Source organism: Neoaquamicrobium sediminum (assembly GCF_040970315.1).
Classification (GTDB): Bacteria; Pseudomonadota; Alphaproteobacteria; order Rhizobiales; family Rhizobiaceae; genus Aerobium; species Aerobium sediminum.
Map to the genome: position 1 here is coordinate 344,833 of NZ_JAZHFV010000004.1, position 18,733 is coordinate 363,565.

General features: G+C 63.6%; 18 protein-coding genes. 9 read left to right on the forward strand and 9 right to left on the reverse strand.

The window, feature by feature from the left end; genetic code table 11:
• Positions 1–37: 37 nt before the first annotated feature.
• The 4 genes from V1479_RS14855 to V1479_RS14870 all read right to left on the reverse strand — a co-directional run bounded on the left by V1479_RS14855 (position 38) and on the right by V1479_RS14870 (position 2,917).
• Positions 38–625 carry an NAD(P)H-dependent oxidoreductase gene (locus V1479_RS14855; RefSeq protein WP_368803595.1) on the reverse strand — a complete coding sequence of 196 codons (588 nt, stop codon included), beginning with the start codon at positions 623–625 and terminating at the stop codon, positions 38–40.
• A gap of 112 nt (positions 626–737) precedes the next feature.
• Positions 738–1,610 carry a tetratricopeptide repeat protein gene (locus V1479_RS14860; RefSeq protein ID WP_376769189.1) on the reverse strand — a complete coding sequence of 291 codons (873 nt, stop codon included), beginning with the start codon at positions 1,608–1,610 and terminating at the stop codon, positions 738–740.
• 132 nt (positions 1,611–1,742) lie between these two features.
• A complete protein-coding gene (gene rpsU / locus V1479_RS14865) occupies positions 1,743–1,976 on the reverse strand; it encodes a 30S ribosomal protein S21 (RefSeq protein WP_173193307.1) in 234 nt (77 codons plus the stop codon).
• Positions 1,977–2,158: 182 nt separating this feature from the next.
• Positions 2,159–2,917, reverse strand: coding sequence for an SDR family oxidoreductase (locus tag V1479_RS14870; RefSeq protein WP_368803596.1), 759 nt, complete (start codon positions 2,915–2,917; stop codon positions 2,159–2,161).
• A 232-nt stretch (positions 2,918–3,149) separates the two neighbouring features.
• Here V1479_RS14870 and V1479_RS14875 point away from each other — a divergent pair, with 232 nt between their 5' ends.
• From V1479_RS14875 to V1479_RS14895, 5 genes are read left to right on the forward strand one after another with little or no spacing between them, the layout of a single operon-like run.
• Positions 3,150–4,403, forward strand: coding sequence for a sarcosine oxidase subunit beta (locus V1479_RS14875; RefSeq protein ID WP_368803597.1), 1,254 nt, complete (start codon positions 3,150–3,152; stop codon positions 4,401–4,403).
• Positions 4,404–4,412: 9 nt separating this feature from the next.
• Positions 4,413–5,237 carry an alpha/beta fold hydrolase gene (locus V1479_RS14880; RefSeq protein ID WP_368803598.1) on the forward strand — a complete coding sequence of 275 codons (825 nt, stop codon included), beginning with the start codon at positions 4,413–4,415 and terminating at the stop codon, positions 5,235–5,237.
• Positions 5,238–5,244: 7 nt separating this feature from the next.
• The gene (locus V1479_RS14885; RefSeq protein ID WP_368803599.1) at positions 5,245–5,538 is read left to right on the forward strand and encodes a sarcosine oxidase subunit delta; all 294 of its coding nucleotides are present in this window, start codon (positions 5,245–5,247) and stop codon (positions 5,536–5,538) included.
• Positions 5,535–8,528 (forward strand): sarcosine oxidase subunit alpha, encoded by a 2,994-nt coding sequence (locus V1479_RS14890; RefSeq protein WP_368803601.1) that lies wholly within the window; start codon positions 5,535–5,537, stop codon positions 8,526–8,528. Before V1479_RS14885 ends, V1479_RS14890 begins: the two co-directional genes overlap by 4 nt.
• Positions 8,521–9,072: a sarcosine oxidase subunit gamma gene (locus V1479_RS14895; protein ID WP_368803602.1), complete on the forward strand. Its 552-nt coding sequence runs from the start codon at positions 8,521–8,523 to the stop codon at positions 9,070–9,072. The genes V1479_RS14890 and V1479_RS14895 overlap by 8 nt, the downstream gene beginning before the upstream one ends.
• Here the strand turns inward: V1479_RS14895 and V1479_RS14900 are convergent.
• The gene (locus tag V1479_RS14900) at positions 9,069–11,690 is read right to left on the reverse strand and encodes a bifunctional diguanylate cyclase/phosphodiesterase (RefSeq protein ID WP_438620562.1); all 2,622 of its coding nucleotides are present in this window, start codon (positions 11,688–11,690) and stop codon (positions 9,069–9,071) included. The genes V1479_RS14895 and V1479_RS14900 overlap by 4 nt on opposite strands.
• A 193-nt stretch (positions 11,691–11,883) precedes the next feature.
• Between V1479_RS14900 and V1479_RS14905 the strand changes: the two genes are divergently transcribed.
• Positions 11,884–12,579, forward strand: coding sequence for an HAD family hydrolase (locus V1479_RS14905; protein WP_173193295.1), 696 nt, complete (start codon positions 11,884–11,886; stop codon positions 12,577–12,579).
• Here the strand turns inward: V1479_RS14905 and V1479_RS14910 are convergent.
• Genes V1479_RS14910 through V1479_RS14925 form a run of 4 tightly spaced genes read right to left on the reverse strand, consistent with a single transcriptional unit; the run spans position 12,576 to position 15,704 of the window.
• The gene (locus tag V1479_RS14910) at positions 12,576–13,352 is read right to left on the reverse strand and encodes an SDR family NAD(P)-dependent oxidoreductase (RefSeq protein WP_368803603.1); all 777 of its coding nucleotides are present in this window, start codon (positions 13,350–13,352) and stop codon (positions 12,576–12,578) included. The genes V1479_RS14905 and V1479_RS14910 overlap by 4 nt on opposite strands.
• A 3-nt stretch (positions 13,353–13,355) precedes the next feature.
• Positions 13,356–14,390, reverse strand: a complete 1,035-nt coding sequence (locus tag V1479_RS14915) for a phosphotransferase family protein (protein WP_368803604.1) — start codon at positions 14,388–14,390, stop codon at positions 13,356–13,358.
• On the reverse strand, positions 14,387–14,881 hold the full coding sequence (locus V1479_RS14920; RefSeq protein ID WP_173193289.1) for a MaoC family dehydratase: 495 nt from the start codon (positions 14,879–14,881) through the stop codon (positions 14,387–14,389). Before V1479_RS14920 ends, V1479_RS14915 begins: the two co-directional genes overlap by 4 nt.
• 10 nt (positions 14,882–14,891) lie before the next feature.
• Entirely contained in the window at positions 14,892–15,704 is an 813-nt protein-coding gene (locus V1479_RS14925) for an SDR family oxidoreductase (RefSeq protein ID WP_368803605.1), read from the reverse strand.
• A 163-nt stretch (positions 15,705–15,867) separates the two neighbouring features.
• On the opposite strand from V1479_RS14925, the gene V1479_RS14930 reads away from it, so the two are divergent.
• The 3 genes from V1479_RS14930 to V1479_RS14940 are packed head-to-tail and all read left to right on the forward strand — an operon-like array spanning position 15,868 to position 18,729.
• Positions 15,868–16,512 carry a TetR/AcrR family transcriptional regulator gene (locus V1479_RS14930; RefSeq protein WP_368803606.1) on the forward strand — a complete coding sequence of 215 codons (645 nt, stop codon included), beginning with the start codon at positions 15,868–15,870 and terminating at the stop codon, positions 16,510–16,512.
• Entirely contained in the window at positions 16,509–17,759 is a 1,251-nt protein-coding gene (locus tag V1479_RS14935) for an acyl-CoA dehydrogenase family protein (protein ID WP_438620546.1), read from the forward strand. The genes V1479_RS14930 and V1479_RS14935 overlap by 4 nt, the downstream gene beginning before the upstream one ends.
• A gap of 1 nt (position 17,760) precedes the next feature.
• Positions 17,761–18,729, forward strand: coding sequence for an NADPH:quinone oxidoreductase family protein (locus tag V1479_RS14940; RefSeq protein WP_368803607.1), 969 nt, complete (start codon positions 17,761–17,763; stop codon positions 18,727–18,729).
• Positions 18,730–18,733: the final 4 nt, after the last annotated feature.

Below are 18,733 nucleotides of genomic sequence, written 5' to 3' on the forward strand. Positions count from 1 at the left end.
CAGCCTAGAAACAAGCCTTGGGCCAGAACCGGGAGCGTCAGCTTCCGATCGCTCGGGCGATACGCTTCTCGAAACGGGCAATCCTGTCGTCCGTCGCTGTCTCGGCCTGATAGAAAGGCAGATAGGTGAAGCGTGCATTGGGCGCGCAGCCGCCGAAGACGGCAGTCTTGAGGACACGGCGCACCGGTCGCCGCAACACCAACCGGTCGACCCACCATGGCGAGCCGAGCGTGGTGATGGCGATCACCTGTTTGAGGCCGGGAAGCTTCGGCACGATCGGCCCGAAATCGCGACCATGGTCGAAGGCCACACCGGGCGCCATGACGCGGTCGAGCCAGCCTTTCATGATCGCCGGTGGACCGAACCACCAGGTCGGAAAGGCGAGCACCAGCAATTCAGCTGCGCCGAGCGCCGCGATATGGCGCTCCATGCCTGACCGATCATACCGGTCGGCATAATATGAGGCACGCTCGGCGGCCGTCAGGCGCGGATCGAAATCCTCGGCGTAAAGGTCGACAAGCGAGACCTCGTGCCCGGCTGCTTCCAGCCTGTTCGACGCGAAATCGGAGAACCGGCGGGTGAGATTTTCCTCAAGCGGATGAGCGCGGACGATCAGGCAGTTCATTGGCAAGCCTCGTTGACGAAGCACACCATGCGCCAGCGATCCAGACGCGGTCTACCTTGCGGCCGACAATTCGCATCCCCGCGCGCGTACGTGCTTGTTGCGAAGAAGTCGCTCAGGCGCCCTTGGTGCGGGCGAGGCCGTCCTTGGCCGCCTTGAGATTGGGATCCAGCCGCGCTGCCTCGCCATAGGATCGCGCGGCCCGCGTGTTGTCTCCCCGCCGTTCGAGGATCAGTCCCTGATAGGCCCAGGCCTCTGCGTTGGTCTTGTCGAGACGGATCGCCGTGTTGAAATCCGCGAGCGCGTTGTCTTCGTCGTTGCGAGCCAGATAGGACAGGCCACGGCCGTTGTAAGGTTCGGCGGCGTTGGGCGCCAGCGAGATGGCCTTGGCGAAATCCTCGATCGCGAAGTCGTGCTGGCCGCGCGCCTGATAGAGCAGGCCGCGATTGTGATAGGCGCGCGGATCGGTCGTGTCGAGCTGGATGGCGCGCTCGAAGTCCTGGAAAGCCTCGTTGCCGCGTCCGGCGAGACGGTAGAGGTTGCCCCGTCCGATATACGCGGCGTCGTAATTCGGGTTGATCTGCAGTGCGCGGTTGTAGTCCTGCAGCGCTGCCTGCTGGTCGCCCATGTACCGGTAGATCAGCGCGCGGTTGGAATAGGCCTGGTAGAAATTCGGGTTGAGACGGACGGCGGTCTCGAAATCCTTCAGCGCGTCCTGATAGCGTCCGCCGCGCCCGTAGGCCGAGCCGCGCACATTGTAACCTTCCGGATCGTTCGGGCTGCGCTGGATGACGGCGGAGAGGGAAGAGATATTCTCCGTAGAAGCCTGGGCTGCTTCGGCTTCGGAGACCTCTACGAGCGGGCCTGTCGAGGTCTGGCATCCGGCCAGAGACAGTGCGGCGGCCATAACCAGAGCGGCGACCGTCAGCTTGACCTCGGGACCGCGAAAGGTTGCAGCTTCTGTCATCTTGGGCTCCCCCTGCTTCATCGCCCCACCGGAACGTGCCGGGGACGAAGACGTTCCGCGCAATGGCTGCGGGCTGGAATCAAAAAGGTGGCGACGATTCTCATCGCGCCACCTTAGTCGGTATCGCCGGAAAAGGACGAAAACTTGGCGTGATCAGCGTGCAGGAGCCGAACGGCCGCCAGCAACGAGACCTTCACGCTGGGCGCGCTTGCGAGCCAGCTTGCGAGCGCGGCGAACGGCTTCCGCCTTTTCGCGGGCGCGCTTCTCGGACGGCTTCTCGTAATGTCCGCGCATCTTCATTTCGCGGAAGATACCTTCGCGCTGCATCTTCTTCTTGAGAGCGCGGAGCGCCTGGTCAACATTGTTGTCGCGGACGAGTACCTGCACGTGCGTTCCTGTCTTCCGGTTGATGTGCGTTGTCAAAAAATTCCGGACGCAATACCCCTGCGTCCCCGCGGCGGATACACCACGAATTGCGGCGGCTCTTAGCAGAACGCAGAAGGCTTGTCGAGCGGAATGCGATGCCCGGCGCGTTTCTCTGTCATCACCAGGCCGGACACCGCTTTCAATCACACCCGGTTGATCGAAACGCCGCCATCGGCAAGAAGCGCCGTTCCGGTGGTGAAGCTGGACTCGTCGGCCGCCAGATAGAGCGCGGTCGCCGCGATCTCCTCCGGCTCGGCGACGCGTTTCATGGCGTGAAGGCCTTCGACGAACGATCGTTCTTCCGGCGTCTTGAATGTCGCGGCAGGCGTATCGGTGCCGCCCGGAAGGAGGGCGTTGATCCTGATGCCCCTCGGCCCGTATTCGGCAGCCAGAACCTGCGTCAGACCGATCACGCCAGCCTTTGCCGATGCATAGGCGGCCATGCCGGGCATGCCCACCGTGTAACCGACGAAGGTGGAGGTGAAGATGATCGAGCCGGCGCCATTCTCCAGCATCGCCGGAATCTGGTGCTTTGAACCGAGAAACGCCCCGGTCAGGTTCGTCTCAATGGTCCGGTTCCAGCCGTCTAGCGAAACCGTGTGCGATTCACCAATTTCGCCTGTAGCGCCGGCATTGTTGAAGGCGATGTCGAGGCTGCCGAAACGCGACATGGCCAGATCGACCAATGCGGCGGCATGGGCTTCGTCGGCGACATCGCCGGCAAGGATCGCTGCTTCGCCGCCATCGGCCCCGATTTCCGATTGTACGCGCTCCAGCTCGTGCTCGCGCCGTGCCGCCAGCACAAGCCGGGCGCCCTGGCGGGCGAAGAGCAGCGCGGTCGCCCGGCCGATACCCGAACTTGCGCCGGTGACGATCGCCACCTTTCCGTTCAGTGAAAACATGATTCCTGTCCTTGTTGTTGCAGTCATGCCCGGCCGGACGGTGGGGTGATCGCATCTGCGGGTGTGGGCCAGCCACCCGAAATCGGACAGGGGTTGCGATGGGTCGTCGCGGTCGACGCATTACGGCACGCGCCGTCGCAAACAGCGCAAGAGTGGCCGTGTCATTTCGCTAGTGATACACGGTCCGAGGCTGGTGACAGCCAGAGCGCCTTCGAACTGCGAGCCGACAGCCATGCGCAAATATTCCGCCTTCGCCATCGCCCGGGAAGCGTTTCGCGGCCACAAGGGATGGGAAGAACAGTGGACCTCGCCAGAGCCGAAGGCCGAATACGATGTCGTTATCGTCGGCGCCGGCGGGCATGGGCTGGCGACGGCCTACTACCTTGCAAGTGTTCACGGCATCACCAATGTCGCGGTGGTGGAAAAGGGCTGGCTGGGCGGCGGCAATACCGGCCGCAACACCACGATCATCCGCTCCAACTATCTCTATGATGAAAGCGCGGGCATCTACGACCACGCGGTGAAGCTGTGGGACGGGCTGTCGCAGGAGCTCAACTACAACGTCATGTATTCGGCCCGCGGCGTGATGATGCTGGCGCACAACGTCCACGACGTGCAGGTGTTCAAACGGCACATCCACGCGAACCGGCTCAACGGTGTCGACAATGAGTGGCTGACGCCGGAGCAGGCGAAGGACTATTGCCCGCCGCTCAACGTCTCGAAGAGCGCGCGCTATCCCGTGATGGGCGCGGCTCTGCAGCGCCGTGGCGGCACGGCGCGGCACGATGCAGTTGCGTGGGGCTATGCGCGCGGCGCTTCTGCGCGCGGCGTCGACATCATCCAGAATTGCGAGGTGACGGGCATCCGCCGCGCGCCGCAGGGTCATGTCCTTGGCGTCGAGACGACCAGAGGCTTCATCGGCGCGAAGAAGGTGGGTGTCGTGGCGGCCGGGCATTCGTCCGTCATCATGCAGATGGCCGATGTGCGCATGCCACTGGAAAGCTATCCGCTGCAGGCACTCGTGTCGGAGCCGGTCAAGCCGGTTTTCCCGTGCGTGGTCATGTCCAACACCGTGCACGCCTACATATCCCAGTCCGACAAGGGCGAACTGGTGATCGGCGCCGGCACCGATCAATACACCTCCTATTCGCAGACCGGCGGGTTGCACATCCTCAACCACACGCTCGACGCGATCTGCGAGATGTTCCCGATGTTCACGCGCATGAAGATGCTGCGCTCGTGGGGCGGCATCGTCGACGTAACGCCCGACCGCTCGCCGATCATGGCGAAGACGCCGGTGAAGGGGCTCTACGTCAATTGCGGCTGGGGCACGGGTGGCTTCAAGGCCACGCCCGGCTCGGGCCACGTCTTCGCCCACACGATCGCGCGCGATGAGCCGCACGCGATCAACGCACCGTTCACGCTGGAGCGTTTCCGCACCGGACGGCTGATCGACGAGGCGGCGGCGGCCGCCGTGGCGCACTGAGTTCGTTCAATGTGGAAGGTCGACCAGCGAACGATGACGCAGGCGGGAGAGGTCGCCTGGGGCCGGGCCGGCAGCGGGCCGGCGCTGGTGCTCGCGCATGGCTGGCCGTGGTCGTCATTTAGCTGGCACCGGGTGATCTCGTTGCTTGCCAGGCATTTTACCGTCCACTGGTTCGACATGCCGGGCTACGGCGAATCCGAGATGCGGCGCGGTCAATCGACCGCGTTGGACGTGCAGGGGCAGGTGTTCGCCGAAATGCTCGACGTGTGGGAGCTTGTGCGTCCGCATGTCGTTGCGCACGACATGGGCGGTGCGGTGACCCTGCGAGCCCATCTGCTGGGCGGGGTCGAGTACGACAGGCTCGTGCTCATGAATGTCGTCGCGCTCAGCCCATGGGGCTCGGCGTTCTTCGACCATGTTGGCCGCCATATCGACGCGTTTACCGGCCTGCCGCCGCATATCCATGAGGCGGTCGTGAGCGCGTATATCCAGGGTGCCCTGGTCAATGAACTCGCGGATGGCGATCTCGACCGGCTTCTCACGCCGTGGCTGAGCGAGGCGGGGCGGGCGAGCTTCTATGCCCAGTTCGCGCAGGCCGACGAGCGTTTGACCGGCGACTTCGAAGACAGGCTTGCGGACATACGCTGCCCGGTCGCGATCCTGTGGGGCGAAGCCGACCCGTGGATTCCGGTCGCGCGGGGCCGACTGCTGCACGAGAAGATACCACATTCGAGCTTCGAGGCGCTGGCCGGTGTCGGCCATCTGCCACAGCTCGAAGCCCCGGAACCCGTTACCGCGCGTCTGCTCGACGCGCTTTCGAAAACAGGCGAGTAGGGAAGCCATGCTGCTGATCCGTTGCCCCTATTGTGAAGAAGAACGACCGGAGCTCGAATTCCGGCATGCCGGCGAAGCGCATCTCGTCAGGCCGTCGAACATCACCGAGATGAGCGACGAGGATTTCGAGGGCTACTTCTTCATCCGGCAGAATCCCAAGGGGCTCGTCTACGAACGCTGGCGGCACGTCTACGGCTGCGCGCGCTTCTTCAACGCCGTGCGCGACACGGTGAGCGACAAGTTCGTGATGACTTACAAGGCCGGCGAGAAGAAGCCTGTCATCAAGGGAGCAGCCGAATGACCGCGCCGTTCCGCATCGCAGGCAAGGGCCGTCTGACGCCCGCCAGAGTAGCGCGCTTCACGTTCGATGGCGCCGGCTATGCGGGGCTGGAGGGCGACACGCTCGCCTCGGCCCTGCTCGCAAATGGCGTCCATCTCGTCGGTCGGTCGTTCAAGTATCACCGGCCGCGCGGCTTCCTTTCGGCGGGTGCCGAGGAGCCGAACGCGCTGGTGGGTATCCATCGAGACGCGGCGCGCAAGACACCTAATGTGCGCGCGACGGTTCAGGAACTCTATGACGGGCTCACCGCCGTCTCGCAGAACCGCTGGCCCTCGCTGAAGATGGATGTGGGCGCGGTCAACGATCTCGCGTCGCCTTTTTTCTCCGCCGGCTTCTACTACAAGACGTTCATGTGGCCGAAGGCGGCATGGAAGCATCTCTACGAGCCGCAGATCCGCTCGGCCGCCGGTCTCGGCGTCTCGCCCGACCAGCCCGATCCCGACCATTACGCTGCGCGTTATGCGCATTGCGACGTGCTGATCGTAGGCGGCGGCGCGGCGGGGCTTGCTGCCGCGCTGAGCGCGGCCGAGGCGGGCGCGCGGGTCATCATTGCCGATGAACAGGCGGAGCCCGGCGGCGCGTTGCGGTTTGAGACCGGGACGAACATAGAAGGCAAGGACGGATGGGCCTGGGCGAGCGAGTCGGCGGCGCGGTTGGCGGCGATGGACAATGTGCGCCTGCTGACCCGTACCACTGCCTTCGGCTACTATGCCCAGAACTTCGTCGGCCTCGTGGAACGCGTGAGCGACCATCTGGCGGCCCCGTTGCCGGAACTCCCGCGCGAGCGGCTGTGGCAGGTTCGGGCCAGGCGGGTCGTCCTCGCCACCGGCGCGATCGAGCGGCACATGGTGTTTCCCGACAACGACCGGCCGGGCGTCATGCTGGCATCGGCGGCGCGCACCTATCTCAATCATTACGGCGTTGCGGTCGGAAAGTCGGTCGGCGTCTATACGGCCAACGACTCGGCCTATCACGCCGCGATCGACCTCAAGAAGGCCGGTGTGCATGTCGCGGCAATCGTCGACCTGCGCGATAATCCGCAAGGCCCGGCTGTCGACGAGGTAAGGGGGCTCGGCATCGAGATCAGTGCCGGCCGTGCCGTTACCGGCGTTTCAGGGCGCCAGCGTATCTCGGCGATGACGGTGCAGCCGAAGAACGGCGGCGCCTCCCGCACGATTGCTGTGGACGCGCTTCTGACCTCCGCCGGCTGGACGCCATCCGTGCATCTCTTTTCCCAGTCGCGCGGCAAAGTGGCCTTCGACGAGGCGGGCAGGCGGTTCCTGCCGGGCACCTACGCACAGGATTGCGTATCTGTCGGTGCGTGCAATGGGACCGACGAACTCGGCACACTTCTTGGCGAAGCTGCCACCGCCGGCCATGCTGCCGCCAAAGCGGCAGGCATCAAGGTCGGCCGCGTGTCGAAACCGAAGGCATCTACCGGCGAGCGCTGGGCCGGTGGCATGCTGGGTGCCGCACCCGGGGCCGGCGCCGACTCGAAGGCCAAAGCGTTCGTCGACTTCCAGAACGACGTCACGGCCAAGGACATTCGCCAGGCCGTGCGGGAGGGCATGCGCTCGATCGAGCACGTCAAGCGCTTCACCACCAACGGTATGGCGACGGACCAAGGCAAGACCTCGAACCTGCACGGACTTGCCATTGCCGCCGAGACGCTCGGCAAGCCTATCCCCGAGGTCGGCCTGACGACGTTCCGCGCTCCTTACACGCCGGTCACCTTCGGGGCGATCGTCAACCACGCACGAGGCAGCCTGTTCGATCCGACCCGACGTACCGCGATGCATGGCTGGGCCGAGGCGCACGGCGCCGTGTTTGAGGACGTCGGCCAGTGGAAACGCGCCTGGTATTTCCCGCGTGCAGGCGAGGACATGCACGCTGCGGTCGACAGGGAATGCCGTACGGTGCGACAGTCGGCCGGCATCTTCGATGCGTCGACGCTCGGCAAGATCGAAGTGGTCGGGCCTGACGCGGCGGCATTCATGGAGCTCCTCTATACCAATCCGTGGCAGAAGCTCGCCTCAGGCCGGTGCCGATACGGCATCATGCTGCGCGAGGACGGCTTCATCTACGACGACGGTGTGGTGGGCCGGCTGGCGGATGACCGCTTCCACGTCACCACGACCACAGGCGGTGCGGCGCGCGTCATGAACCACATGGAGGATTATCTCCAGACCGAGTTCCCGCACCTGAAGGTCTATCTCACCTCGATTTCCGAGCAGTGGGCCGTCATTGCCGTGCAGGGGCCGAAATCCCGCGACATCATCGCGCCGCTGGTTGAGGGCATCGACCTCTCAGACGCCGCGATGCCGCATATGTCGGTGCGGGAGGGACGCATCTGCGGTGTGCCGACTCGTCTCTTCCGTATGTCGTTCACCGGCGAGCGGGGCTTCGAAATCAACGTACCCGCGGACTTCGGGCAGGCTGTGTGGGAGGCGGTCTGGGCTGAGGGCGAAAAGCACGGCGCCTGCGCCTACGGTACCGAGGCGATGCACGTGCTGCGCGCCGAAAAAGGCTACATTATCGTCGGACAGGAGACCGACGGCACGGTGACGCCGAACGACGCTGGGCTCGACTGGGCGGTCGGCAAGAAGAAGACCGATTTCGTTGGCATTCGCGGGTTGATGCGCCCCGACCTCGTCGCTCCGGGGCGCAAGCAGCTCGTCGGGCTCAGAACGAAAGACCCGAAAGTTGTGCTTGAGGAAGGTGCGCAGATCGTTGCCGATCCGAACCAGCCGGTTCCGATGAAGATGATCGGACACGTCACCTCGTCCTACTGGTCGGAGAATCGCGGCCATTCGATCGCGCTGGCCCTCGTTGCCGACGGACGCGCGCTCATGGGCAAGACACTTCATGTGCCGATGCCGGATCGCACGATCGAGGTTGAAGTGACCGGAACCGTTTTCTTCGACGAGAAGGGAGAGCGTCTCGATGGCTAGAACCGAAGCCGCCCGCAAACCCGTGCTCGAAGGCCGGATGGCCAATCACGCTTGGGTCGTTGTCGCGCCGGCGGAACCCGCTAAGCGACTTTCGCTGCGCGCGCCGGCGGAGAGCGTCGCCTCGTTATCACGTACCCTTGGCTTGAAGTTGCCGGAGAGGCCAAAGCAGTCCGTACTGAAAGGTGACCGTGCAGCCCTCTGGCTCGGGCCTGACGAATGGCTGCTGATAGACCGTGCCGAGAGCAACCTCGATGCGGCAGTTGATCGGGTCAGGGTGTTTCATTCGGCTGTCGACGTGTCGCATCGCAATGTCGGGATTCTCGTCGAAGGTCAGGGGGCCGAGGCGACGATCGCCGCAGGTTGTCCGCAGGACGTCTCGCTTCAGGCCTTTCCGGTAGGCGCATGTTCGCGGACCGTGTTGGGCAAGATCGAAATCGTGCTGTGGCGCACGGGCGAAGCGCAGTTTCGCGTCGAGTGCTGGCGATCGTTCGCCGACTACGCCTTCACCCTTCTTGCCGAAGCTGCGAGAGACGCCAACGGCTAGCCGGTGTTGCGCCAGCGTCGCGATTGGACGAACTCGATGAGATCGTCGGCGCTCATCGCTTTTGCGAAGGCATAACCTTGAAGGGCGTTGCAGCCGAGCTGCCGCAGCACTTTCGCGTGCTGCATAGTCTCGACGCCTTCGGCGAGGACTTCGATGCCGAGGGACCGTCCGATGTCGATGATCGAGCCCACAAGCTGACGCTGCCCCGCCGAATGTACGATGGGCATCACGAGTTGCCGGTCGATCTTGAGACGGCGCGGCTTGAGCTTCATCAGGCTGACGATAGACGCATATCCGGTGCCGAAATCATCGATCTCGATGTCGATGCCGAGTTCCTTGATCTGGTTGACATTCCAGGTGATGACTTCGTCATTCTCGTCGAGAAAGATCGACTCCACGAGTTCGAACGACACAGTGCCGGGCCGGATGTCCATCTGGCGCAGGTTGTTTATCAGTTCGTCGTCATGCAGCCGCCGCGCCGAAACGTTGACGGAGGTCTTGGGGATGCCGAGACCGATCTCCTCCCAACGGTTGAAGTCGGCAAGCGCCTGTTCGAGGACGATGCGATCGATCGTGGCAACGACGTTGAGTTCTTCCGCGATCTTGAGGAAGGCGTTGGGCGCAAGCAGACCTTCGCGCGGGTGGTTCCAGCGGGCCAGTGCCTCGACACCGATAACCTCAAGCGTCTCTGCATCGAATTGCGGCTGGTAGTGTGCCACGAACTGTCGCTGCTCGAGGCCTGAGAGAATGTTGTCGGCGACCCGCTTGGTGGTGATGATCTCGGTCTGCAGCGCATCGTTGAAGAACTGGTGGCGGTTGCGGCCGCGCTCCTTGGCCCGGTAGAGCGCGATGTCGGCGTTGACCAGCAACCGCGTCGGATCGGCCAGCTCATCCATGTCAGTTGCAATGCCGATCGACACGCCGACGCGGCAATCGTGCCCGCCGTAGCTAAGCGGCTGCTGCATGCGCTCGACGATCCGCTCCGACAGCTTTGCCAACCCACGGATCGAAGGATTGCCCGCCCCGGTCTGCCAGCGGCGGACGACAACAAATTCGTCACCGCCCACCCGTGCCACGAAATCACCCGGCTCCACCGTCGCGCGCAGGATGCTGGCTGCGTGTACCAGCATGGCGTCGCCGGCCGAATGCCCGAGCGTGTCGTTGATCTGCTTGAAGCGGTCGAGATCCATCTGGAGCAGGGCCGCCGTTTCCTTGCCCTCGGCAAATTGCCGCGCGTGATCAGCCATTACGTCGTCGAGATAGCGCCGGTTCGGCAGGCCAGTCAGCGAATCGTGCAGCGCGTTGTGTTCTATGCGGGCCTTCGCGCGTTCGAGCTCGGCATTGCGTGCCTCGGTCAATGCGTTGGCGCGCTTCAGTTCATCGTTGAGCGCGACGTCGGCTGTCACATCCCAGTTCACGCCGATCATTTTTGCCGGCGTCCCGGCGTCCTTGTATAGCGTCCCCAGCGCGCGGATATGACGTGTCTCTCCGTCATCGAGAACGATCCGAAACTGCGAGACATAGCTACCCCTGTCACCCGTGAAGGCAGCATTGAATTCGCTGTTTGCACGCTCGAGGTCGTCCGGGTGAACGCGCTTTTCCCAGTCCTTCGTATTTCGCGGAGCGCCATCGGCCGGATAGCCATAGAGCTCGTTCATCCGGTCGTCCCAGTACTCTTCCTTCTCGCCCACATTCATCTCCCAGACCGCGACCTTGGACGTGTCCAGTGCGAGGCCGAGGCGACGCGACATGCGCGCAAGCTGAAGTTCGCGTCGCTTCAGTTCGCGAATGTGGTTCAGACGCTCTTCGATAAGACGTCCCATGATCAGGGCGGGTACCATGATGAGCGCGCCGGCAAGCAGGATCAGCAGACGAAGCGCCCAGGTGTTCGTAGGCGTTCCGGCCCATCCCCCTTTCGGTATCGCAGCAATGCGCCAGGATCCGGACGGCAATATCACGTCCGCAGTGACCGGATCGTTGGCGGAAGCTGCGCCCGAGCCGTAGAAACGCGCGCCGTTCACACCGGTGCCGTCGTGCCCGATGAGGTCGATATCGATCGCCAGATCCGGATCGAGCAAGCCACTTTGGGCATACAGCTTGTTGGCATCGACTACGGCGGACACGATGCCCCAGAACGTTTCGCTGCCGTTCGGGCCGGGAGTGAAAACAGGAAATCGCCCGATGAAGCTCTTGCCGCCTTGCACCAGGTCAACTGGCCCGGCGAGCACAAGGTCTGCGGTGTCACGAGCACGCAAAGCTGCGGCGCGCTGCGCTTCGTTCCGGTTGTAATCCAGACCGAGAGCGCTTTCATTGCCCTGCAAAGGGTAGATCAGGTTTACAACCAGATCGCGCGCAGCAGCTATATGACGGATCTGGGATCGCTCTTGCAGCAGCGCCGCCGCAAGGGTGGCGAAGCGCGTCTGATCCATTTCTGGTTCGGTGGAAAGCGTAGCGACAAGCCCTCGAACAAGCTGGATATTGCCGTTGATATTGCCTTCGAGCTTCGCGCGGATGAGGCTGATCTCGCCGAGGACTTCGCTGTGCAGGTCATGCCGGAAGACAGCGCGGTTCTGCTGTTCCGCGAAAAGCCATGCCAGCGCAATAACGACTAATGCCAGAAAGGCCGGTATATTGGTCGCCCTTAGAACAGGCCTGACAGGCCCCAAGGTGCCGATGGCTAGAAATTTCACAATACCCACCTGCCTATGAGGCGGTTAGCTGGTCCGAGTTTCGACCCCGACCGTTGCATGAACTGCTTAAATTAGGCTTTAGAGAACTAAGCAAATGTCTATCGCGAGGGAACGCGCGCAGATGAAAGAACTGTCCACCATTGGCTTCGACGCCGACGATACGCTCTGGCAGAATGAGCAGTTCTTCCGCTTGACCGAGGCGCGTTTCGCGGAACTGCTGGCCGACCACGCCGAGCCCGATCATCTGCTCGACCGGCTGCTGGAGGCAGAGAAACGCAATCTCGGACACTATGGCTTCGGCATCAAGGGGTTTACGCTCTCGATGATCGAAACCGCAGTCGAAGTGACCGAGGGACGGGTGCCGGCGAGCGTGATCGGCGAAATCCTGGCGGCTGGACGGGAGATGCTCCGACATCCTGTCGAGACGCTTCCGCACGTGCAGGAGACGCTGGAAGAGCTGGCTGGCAAATACCGGCTGGTACTGATCACCAAGGGCGATCTGTTCGACCAGGAGCGCAAGCTTGCGCAGTCGGGACTGGGCGACTTCTTCGATGCGGTCGAGATCGTCAGCGACAAGAGTGCCGGCACATATGAGCGCGTGTTCTCACGCCATGGCGACGGCGCCGAGCATGCGATGATGGTCGGCAATTCGCTGAAGTCTGACGTCGCGCCAGCGATCGAGGCGGGGAGCTGGGGCGTGTACGTTCCGCACGAGCTCACGTGGGTTCTGGAGCGGATCGAGGCACCGGAGGAGCATCCTCGCTACCGGCAGATCGAGCATCTGGGGCAGCTCCGCGAGCTGATTGCGAAGCTCTAGATCGACGTTATCCCGCCATCGGCGGCAAGCGTCTGGCCGGTCATGAAACCGTTCTCGGGACTTGCCGCGAACAGGATCACCTCGACGATCTCGTCGACCTCGGCCAGCCGCCGCATCGGTACGCCGCGCACCAGTTCGGCCTCGCTCGCCTTGCGATCTTCCTCTGCAGCCGGCAACGATTTTTCGACCATCGTGGTGCGCGCGAACGACGGGCAGACAGCGTTGACGCGCACGCCTTTGGTCGCGTACTCGGCCGCCGCCGAACGGGTGAGCCCCACCACACCGTGCTTGGCGGCGGCATAGACGGAAAGCCGCGGTGCTCCGGCGATGCCGGCCACGGACGCGATGTTGACGATCGCGCTGCGTTTTCCCTCTGCGCGAAAACGGCGCTCCATCGACGGAAGCTGGTGCTTGAGAGCGTAGAACACGCCAAGAAGGTCGACTTCGATAACCTTGCGGGCATCGTCCGAAGCGATATTGGGCAGCTTCATCATATCGTGCACAATGCCGGCATTGTTCAGCGCGATGTCGAGCCCGCCGAAGCGCTTTTCCGCCAGGGCGACGAGCTCTTTCGAAAGGTTTTCGTCCGCAATGTTGCCGGCCAGCACGGCGGTTTCGGCATCAATCGCCGAGGCGGTTTCCTCCAGGCGGGCGGGGTCAAGGTCGGACAGGACCAGGCGGGCGCCTTCAGCCGCGAAGCGTTCCGCCGCACGGCGGCCGAAACCGCCGGTGGCACCCGTCACCAGCACTGTCAGACCCGAAAACCGCGCCATGCGTCATTTCCCTTTTTCGATTGCCTGGCGAGCCAGTGCCGCCAGCAGGCGCACGGCCTGACCATAGGTCTTCGCCTTTTCCGGGTTGGAGGCATTGCCGTCGAGGGCGCGCTTGTAGACGCCCTGGCAGATGGCGGCGAGCCTGAAGAAGGAGAAGGCGAGATAGAAAACCCAATTGTCGATGCCGGCAATGCCGCGACGCTCGCAGTAGCGGGCGACGTACTCGGCCTCCGACGGCAGGCCGAGCGCCTGGCGATCCATGCCGCCGAGCCCGCGAAAGCCGGAATCGTGGGGCAGCCGCCATTGCATGCACTGATAGGCGATGTCGGCCAAGGGATGGCCGAGCGTTGACAGTTCCCAGTCGAGCACGGCGATCACTTCGGGCCGGTCGTGGGCGAATATCATGTTGTCGAGGCGGTAATCGCCGTGAACGAGCGAGACTTGGCCGTCATCGGCGACCTGATTGCTCTCAAGCCAGGCGATCAGCGCATCCATGTCTTCGACCGTGCCGGTCTCGGAGGCGCGATACTGGCTGGTCCAGCGTCCGAACTGTCGCTCGAAATAGCTGCCCGGCTTGCCGAAATCGCTGAGCCCGGCGGCCTCGATGTCGACATCGTGGAGGGCTGCAAGCACCGCGTTCATGGCGTCGCTGGTCGCGCTGCGTTCCTCGTTCGTTGCAAGGTCGGGCAGTGCCGGGTCCCACAGGATACGCCCGTCGACGAATGCCATGACGTAGAACATGCGGCCTATCGGCGAGGCCTCCTCCGACAGGTGGAGGACCTCCGGCACGGGCACGGCCGTATCTTTCAGCGCCTTCATGACCCGGAATTCGCGATCGACCTGGTGCGCCGATTTCAGCAACTCGCCCGGCGGCTTGGCGCGCAACACGTAACGACCGCTTTCAGCATCCAGCGCATAGGTCGGGTTCGACTGGCCCGAGCCGAACTTGCGGATATCCTTAAGCCCCCTGAAGCCGGGGACGTTCTTTTCCAGATAGGGAGCCAGCGCTGCCGCATCGAGCGCGTTTGGATCGCTCATGCGTCCTCCCTTTTGCGCTCTATCGCCGCGAGCGTGAGCCAGCGCGCGGTAAGGGCCGGCTTCTTCGAGCCTTCGATCTCGATCGTGACGTCGTAGTTCAGGTGAATCCAGCCGGACGGACGCGCGGTCATTTCCGCCAGCTTGAAACGCGCGCGGATGCGCGCGCCCGACTTGACCGGCGAAACGAAGCGCAGCCGGTCGAAGCCGTAGTTCACGCCCATCCCAGCTTCGCGGATCGGGGGAATCGTCTCGTAAGCCATGGCTGAAAGCAGCGAGAGGGACAGGAAGCCGTGTGCAATGGTTCCACCGAACGGCGTTTCGGCCGCCGCGCGTTCCGGGTCCACGTGGATGAACTGATGGTCGTCGGTCGCATCGGCGAACTTGTCGATCATCTCCTGGGACACCACGCGCCAGGGCGACACGCCGATCTCCTGGCCGACCGCTTTCTGGGCTTCCTCAAGCGGAAGTGGTTCTCTCTGGCTATTGCTCATCTAGCTCGCATCATTCCTTGAAAAGCGTCATGCCATGCTGGGCCGACTGGCCGCCGTCCAGTGGCAGGATCGCGCCGGTCACATAGCTCCCCGCCCTGCTGCACAGATACAGGGTCGCGCCCGCGATGTCATCCGGTGCGCCGATGCGCCCGATCGGCACGCGCTTGCCGACCTTGTCGGCCTGTTCGTCGGTCCCGGTGGCGAATGCCGTCATCCGGCTCTGGAAGGGGCCGGGCGCGAAGGCGTTGACGGTGATGCGTCGTGCCGCGAGTTCGTTGGCCAGCGTGCGGGTGAGGTGGTGAACAGCGGCCTTCGAAGCCGTGTAGGAATAGGCACCGTCCGCCATCGGTTGTGTGCCCATGACCGAGCCGAGATTAATGATGCGGGCAGGGTCTTCATCGCTCGCCGCCTTTTCCAGCATCAGGGTCAGCTCGCGGGTGAGGTGAAATAGGCCGGTGACGTTGACGCCGAGCACTTTTGCCCAGGCGCTGTAGGGAAAATCCTCATATTCCGCGCCCCAGGAGACGCCGGCATTGTTGATAAGGATGTTCAGGCTGTCGGTGCGGCTGCGCACCTCCGCGACCAATGCAGCAATGCCTTCTTCAGTACTCACGTCCCCGGAAAACCCTTCTGCGCTGCCCTTGCCGATGGCGTTGAGCTCTTCGGCGACGCGCGCGCAGTCGGCGCCCTTACGCGAAGCGATCAGAACCCTTGCGCCGCCTTGCACGAGACCGGTCGCAGCCATTCGGCCGATGCCGGTTGCAGCGCCTGTGACCAGCGCGGTCTTGCCGGCCACCGAAAAGAGTTCGTCCAGATACGTCATCATTTCCTCCCTTGGCGCGGCGGGCAGGGGGAAATTCGTACCGGCCGCGTTGACAACATACCCGGTAGTATGTTCATCATTTCGATACCCGTAAAGGCCCGACGCGAATTTGCTCCGCTGTTCGCACAACGAGGATGCCGGCGGGTCGGGAGGTTGCTGCGCAATGACGCTCGGCGTGCGCGAACATGTCCAGGAAAGCTCGCGAGCCGATATTCTCGAGGCGGCCGCAAGCTGTTTCATGGAGCGCGGCTACACCGAGACGTCCATCGACGATGTCGCGCGCAGCCTCGGCGCCACCAAGGGGCGCATCTACCACCACTTCCGCTCCAAGGCCGATATCTTCGCGGAGGTTTTCCGCGTCGGCATGGAGATGAATTACGCGGCGATCGAGCCTTACCGCGCCATGTCCGATCCGGTGGCGCGCTGGCGGCATATGGCCTTCGCGCATGCGATCCAGATGATCACGACCAAACCGTTCCAGCGCACGGTGTGGGTCGGCGTGAAGATGCATCTGCGCGGCGCGACGACGCCTGAACAGCGCAGCGTCTTTGCCGAACTGATCGAATATCGCACCAATTACGGCAACGTCTTTCGCGAGACGCTTGTCGAGGGGCGCGAGAGCGGAGACTTCCGTTTCGACGATCTGAGCATCGCCAATCAGTTGATGTTCGTCGTGCTCAATTCGCCAATCTTCTGGTACTCGCCGCGCGTCGGGGAAACCCGCGCCGACATCGAGGATCTCGCACGAAAGGTCGTCACCGCCGCCTATCGCGGCCTGGGCGGCAAGGAGGAACAATCGACGCCATGACAAAGAACCCCGAGATGAACCTCGGCATGACCGAGCGGCTTAAGCCGATCCACGACAAGGTCGCGCAGATGGTGCGCGAGGAGATCATCCCGCTCGACGAAGAATTCCTGAGCGAAGTTGGCAAGGATGGCGATCGCTGGAGCTACACGCCACGGCAGACCGAGATTCTCGAAGGGCTGAAGGCAAAGGCGCGCGAGCGCGGACTTTGGAACTTCTGGCTCACCCATTCCGACCGGGGCTACGGCCTGTCGACAGTGGAGTATGCCTATCTGGCAGAGGAAATGGGCAAGGCACACCTTGGCGCCGAGACCTTCAACTGTTCCGCTCCCGACACCGGCAATATGGAAGTGCTGGAGCGCTATGGCACGCAGGCGCACAAGGACCGCTGGCTGGCGCCGCTGCTGGAAGGCAAGATCCGCTCCGCCTATCTGATGACCGAGCCGGACGTGGCCTCGTCGGATGCCACCAACATCGCCATGCGCTGCGAACGCGACGGCGACCATTATGTGCTCAACGGCGAGAAATGGTGGTCGTCGGGTGCGGGCGACCCGCGCTGTGCGATCTACATCACCATGGTGAGTTCGCCCGACGAGAGCCGGCCGAAGCACCAGCAGCACTCGATGATCCTCGTGCCGGCCGACACGCCCGGCGTCACCAAGCTCAGGGCGATGAAGGTCTATGGCGATGACGATGCGCCGCACGGCCATCTGCATCTGCGCTTCGAGAATGTGCGGGTGCCGTCCGACAATCTCATCCTCGGCGAGGGGCGCGGGTTCGAGATCGCGCAAGGACGGCTCGGGCCGGGACGCATCCACCACTGCATGCGTGCCATCGGCCAGGCGGAGATGGCGCTGGAACTGATGTGCCAGCGCTCGATGCGCCGCGAGGCGTTCGGCAAGCCGCTCGCGCAGCTTGGCGCCAACTATGACATCATTGCGGAATGCCGCATGGAGATCGAGATGGCCCGGCTTCTGTGCCTCAAGGCCGCTTGGATGATCGACCAGGGCGACAAGAAGGCCGCGGCCCCCTGGATCAGCCAGGTCAAGGTGGTTGCACCGCGCGTGGCGCTCAAGGTCACCGACGAAGCCGTGCAGATGTATGGCGGGCAGGGCATCAGCCAGGACACGCCGCTGGCGCGCTCATGGACCCATTTGCGCACGCTGCGCCTTGCGGACGGGCCGGATGCAGTCCATCGTCGTCAGGTGGCGCGCGAAGAGCTGCGCAAATACACGCAACAGAAGGTTTGACATGAAAGCCATCGTTGCAAACGAGTTCGGGCCGATCAGCCAGTTGCAGTATGCGGACTGGCCCGAGCCTGTCGCGGCAGGCCGCACAGTCGTGATCGAAGCCGAGGTGATCGGCGTCAATTTCCCCGACGGGCTGCTGGTGCGAGGCCTCTACCAGATGAAGCCGCAGACGCCATTCGTGCCCGGCATGGAAGTGGCGGGCCGGGTCGTGGCGGTGGGCGACGAAGTCACCCGCTTCAAGATCGGCGACCGCGTCGCTTCGGTGTCCTCGCTGGGTGCCTATGCCGAGCGGGTTGCCGCACACGAAGCGTCAGTGATGAAACTGCCGGACGCGATTTCCGGGCAGGATGCCTGCGCACTGCTCTGCGGGTTCGGCACCTCGCACCACGCGCTCAAGCAGCGCGGCCAGCTCCAGCCCGGCGAGACGCTGTGCGTGCTCGGCGCGTCGGGGGCAACCGGTGTGGCCGCCGTGCAGATCGGCAAGGCAATGGGGGCGCGGGTCATCGGTGTCGCTTCCAGCGAGGCGAAGCGCGAGATCGCCCGGCAATCCGGCGCCGACATCGTGCTCGGTTATGACAACCTCAAGGATGCCTTGAAGGACGCTACGGACGGCAAGGGCGTGGACGTCGCCTTCGACCCGGTCGGCGGAGACGCATTCGACGCGCTGTCGCGGTCGATGGCCTGGAACGGCCGTCTGCTGGTGGTCGGTTTTGCCTCGGGCACGATCCCGAAACTGCCAGTGAACCTGACCCTGGTGAAAGGCTACAGCGTTGTCGGCGTGTTCTGGGGGGCGTTCACCCAGAAGGAACCTGCCGTCTATGCCGAGAACATGAAGGAACTGGTCGGCTGGCATCTTGCCGGCAAGGTGAAGCCGGTGATCGAGGGCGTCTATGCGCTCGCCGATGCGCCAGCCGTCCTGCAGCGCGTGCTTGGCCGCGGCGCGGCCGGCAAGATCGTGCTCAAGCCCTGAGGAG

Coding starts and splice junctions, on each gene's coding strand:
- V1479_RS14880 (WP_368803598.1), top strand. CDS start 4,413: ATGTGGAAGGTCGACCAGCGAACGATGACGCAGGCGGGAGAGGTCGCC.
- V1479_RS14875 (WP_368803597.1), top strand. CDS start 3,150: ATGCGCAAATATTCCGCCTTCGCCATCGCCCGGGAAGCGTTTCGCGGC.
- V1479_RS14870 (WP_368803596.1), bottom strand. CDS start 2,917: ATGTTTTCACTGAACGGAAAGGTGGCGATCGTCACCGGCGCAAGTTCG.
- V1479_RS14905 (WP_173193295.1), top strand. CDS start 11,884: ATGAAAGAACTGTCCACCATTGGCTTCGACGCCGACGATACGCTCTGG.
- V1479_RS14925 (WP_368803605.1), bottom strand. CDS start 15,704: ATGACGTATCTGGACGAACTCTTTTCGGTGGCCGGCAAGACCGCGCTG.
- V1479_RS14930 (WP_368803606.1), top strand. CDS start 15,868: ATGACGCTCGGCGTGCGCGAACATGTCCAGGAAAGCTCGCGAGCCGAT.
- V1479_RS14935 (WP_438620546.1), top strand. CDS start 16,509: ATGACAAAGAACCCCGAGATGAACCTCGGCATGACCGAGCGGCTTAAG.
- V1479_RS14940 (WP_368803607.1), top strand. CDS start 17,761: ATGAAAGCCATCGTTGCAAACGAGTTCGGGCCGATCAGCCAGTTGCAG.
- V1479_RS14920 (WP_173193289.1), bottom strand. CDS start 14,881: ATGAGCAATAGCCAGAGAGAACCACTTCCGCTTGAGGAAGCCCAGAAA.
- V1479_RS14860 (WP_376769189.1), bottom strand. CDS start 1,610: ATGAAGCAGGGGGAGCCCAAGATGACAGAAGCTGCAACCTTTCGCGGT.
- V1479_RS14855 (WP_368803595.1), bottom strand. CDS start 625: ATGAACTGCCTGATCGTCCGCGCTCATCCGCTTGAGGAAAATCTCACC.
- V1479_RS14910 (WP_368803603.1), bottom strand. CDS start 13,352: ATGGCGCGGTTTTCGGGTCTGACAGTGCTGGTGACGGGTGCCACCGGC.
- V1479_RS14885 (WP_368803599.1), top strand. CDS start 5,245: ATGCTGCTGATCCGTTGCCCCTATTGTGAAGAAGAACGACCGGAGCTC.
- V1479_RS14895 (WP_368803602.1), top strand. CDS start 8,521: ATGGCTAGAACCGAAGCCGCCCGCAAACCCGTGCTCGAAGGCCGGATG.
- V1479_RS14915 (WP_368803604.1), bottom strand. CDS start 14,390: ATGAGCGATCCAAACGCGCTCGATGCGGCAGCGCTGGCTCCCTATCTG.
- V1479_RS14890 (WP_368803601.1), top strand. CDS start 5,535: ATGACCGCGCCGTTCCGCATCGCAGGCAAGGGCCGTCTGACGCCCGCC.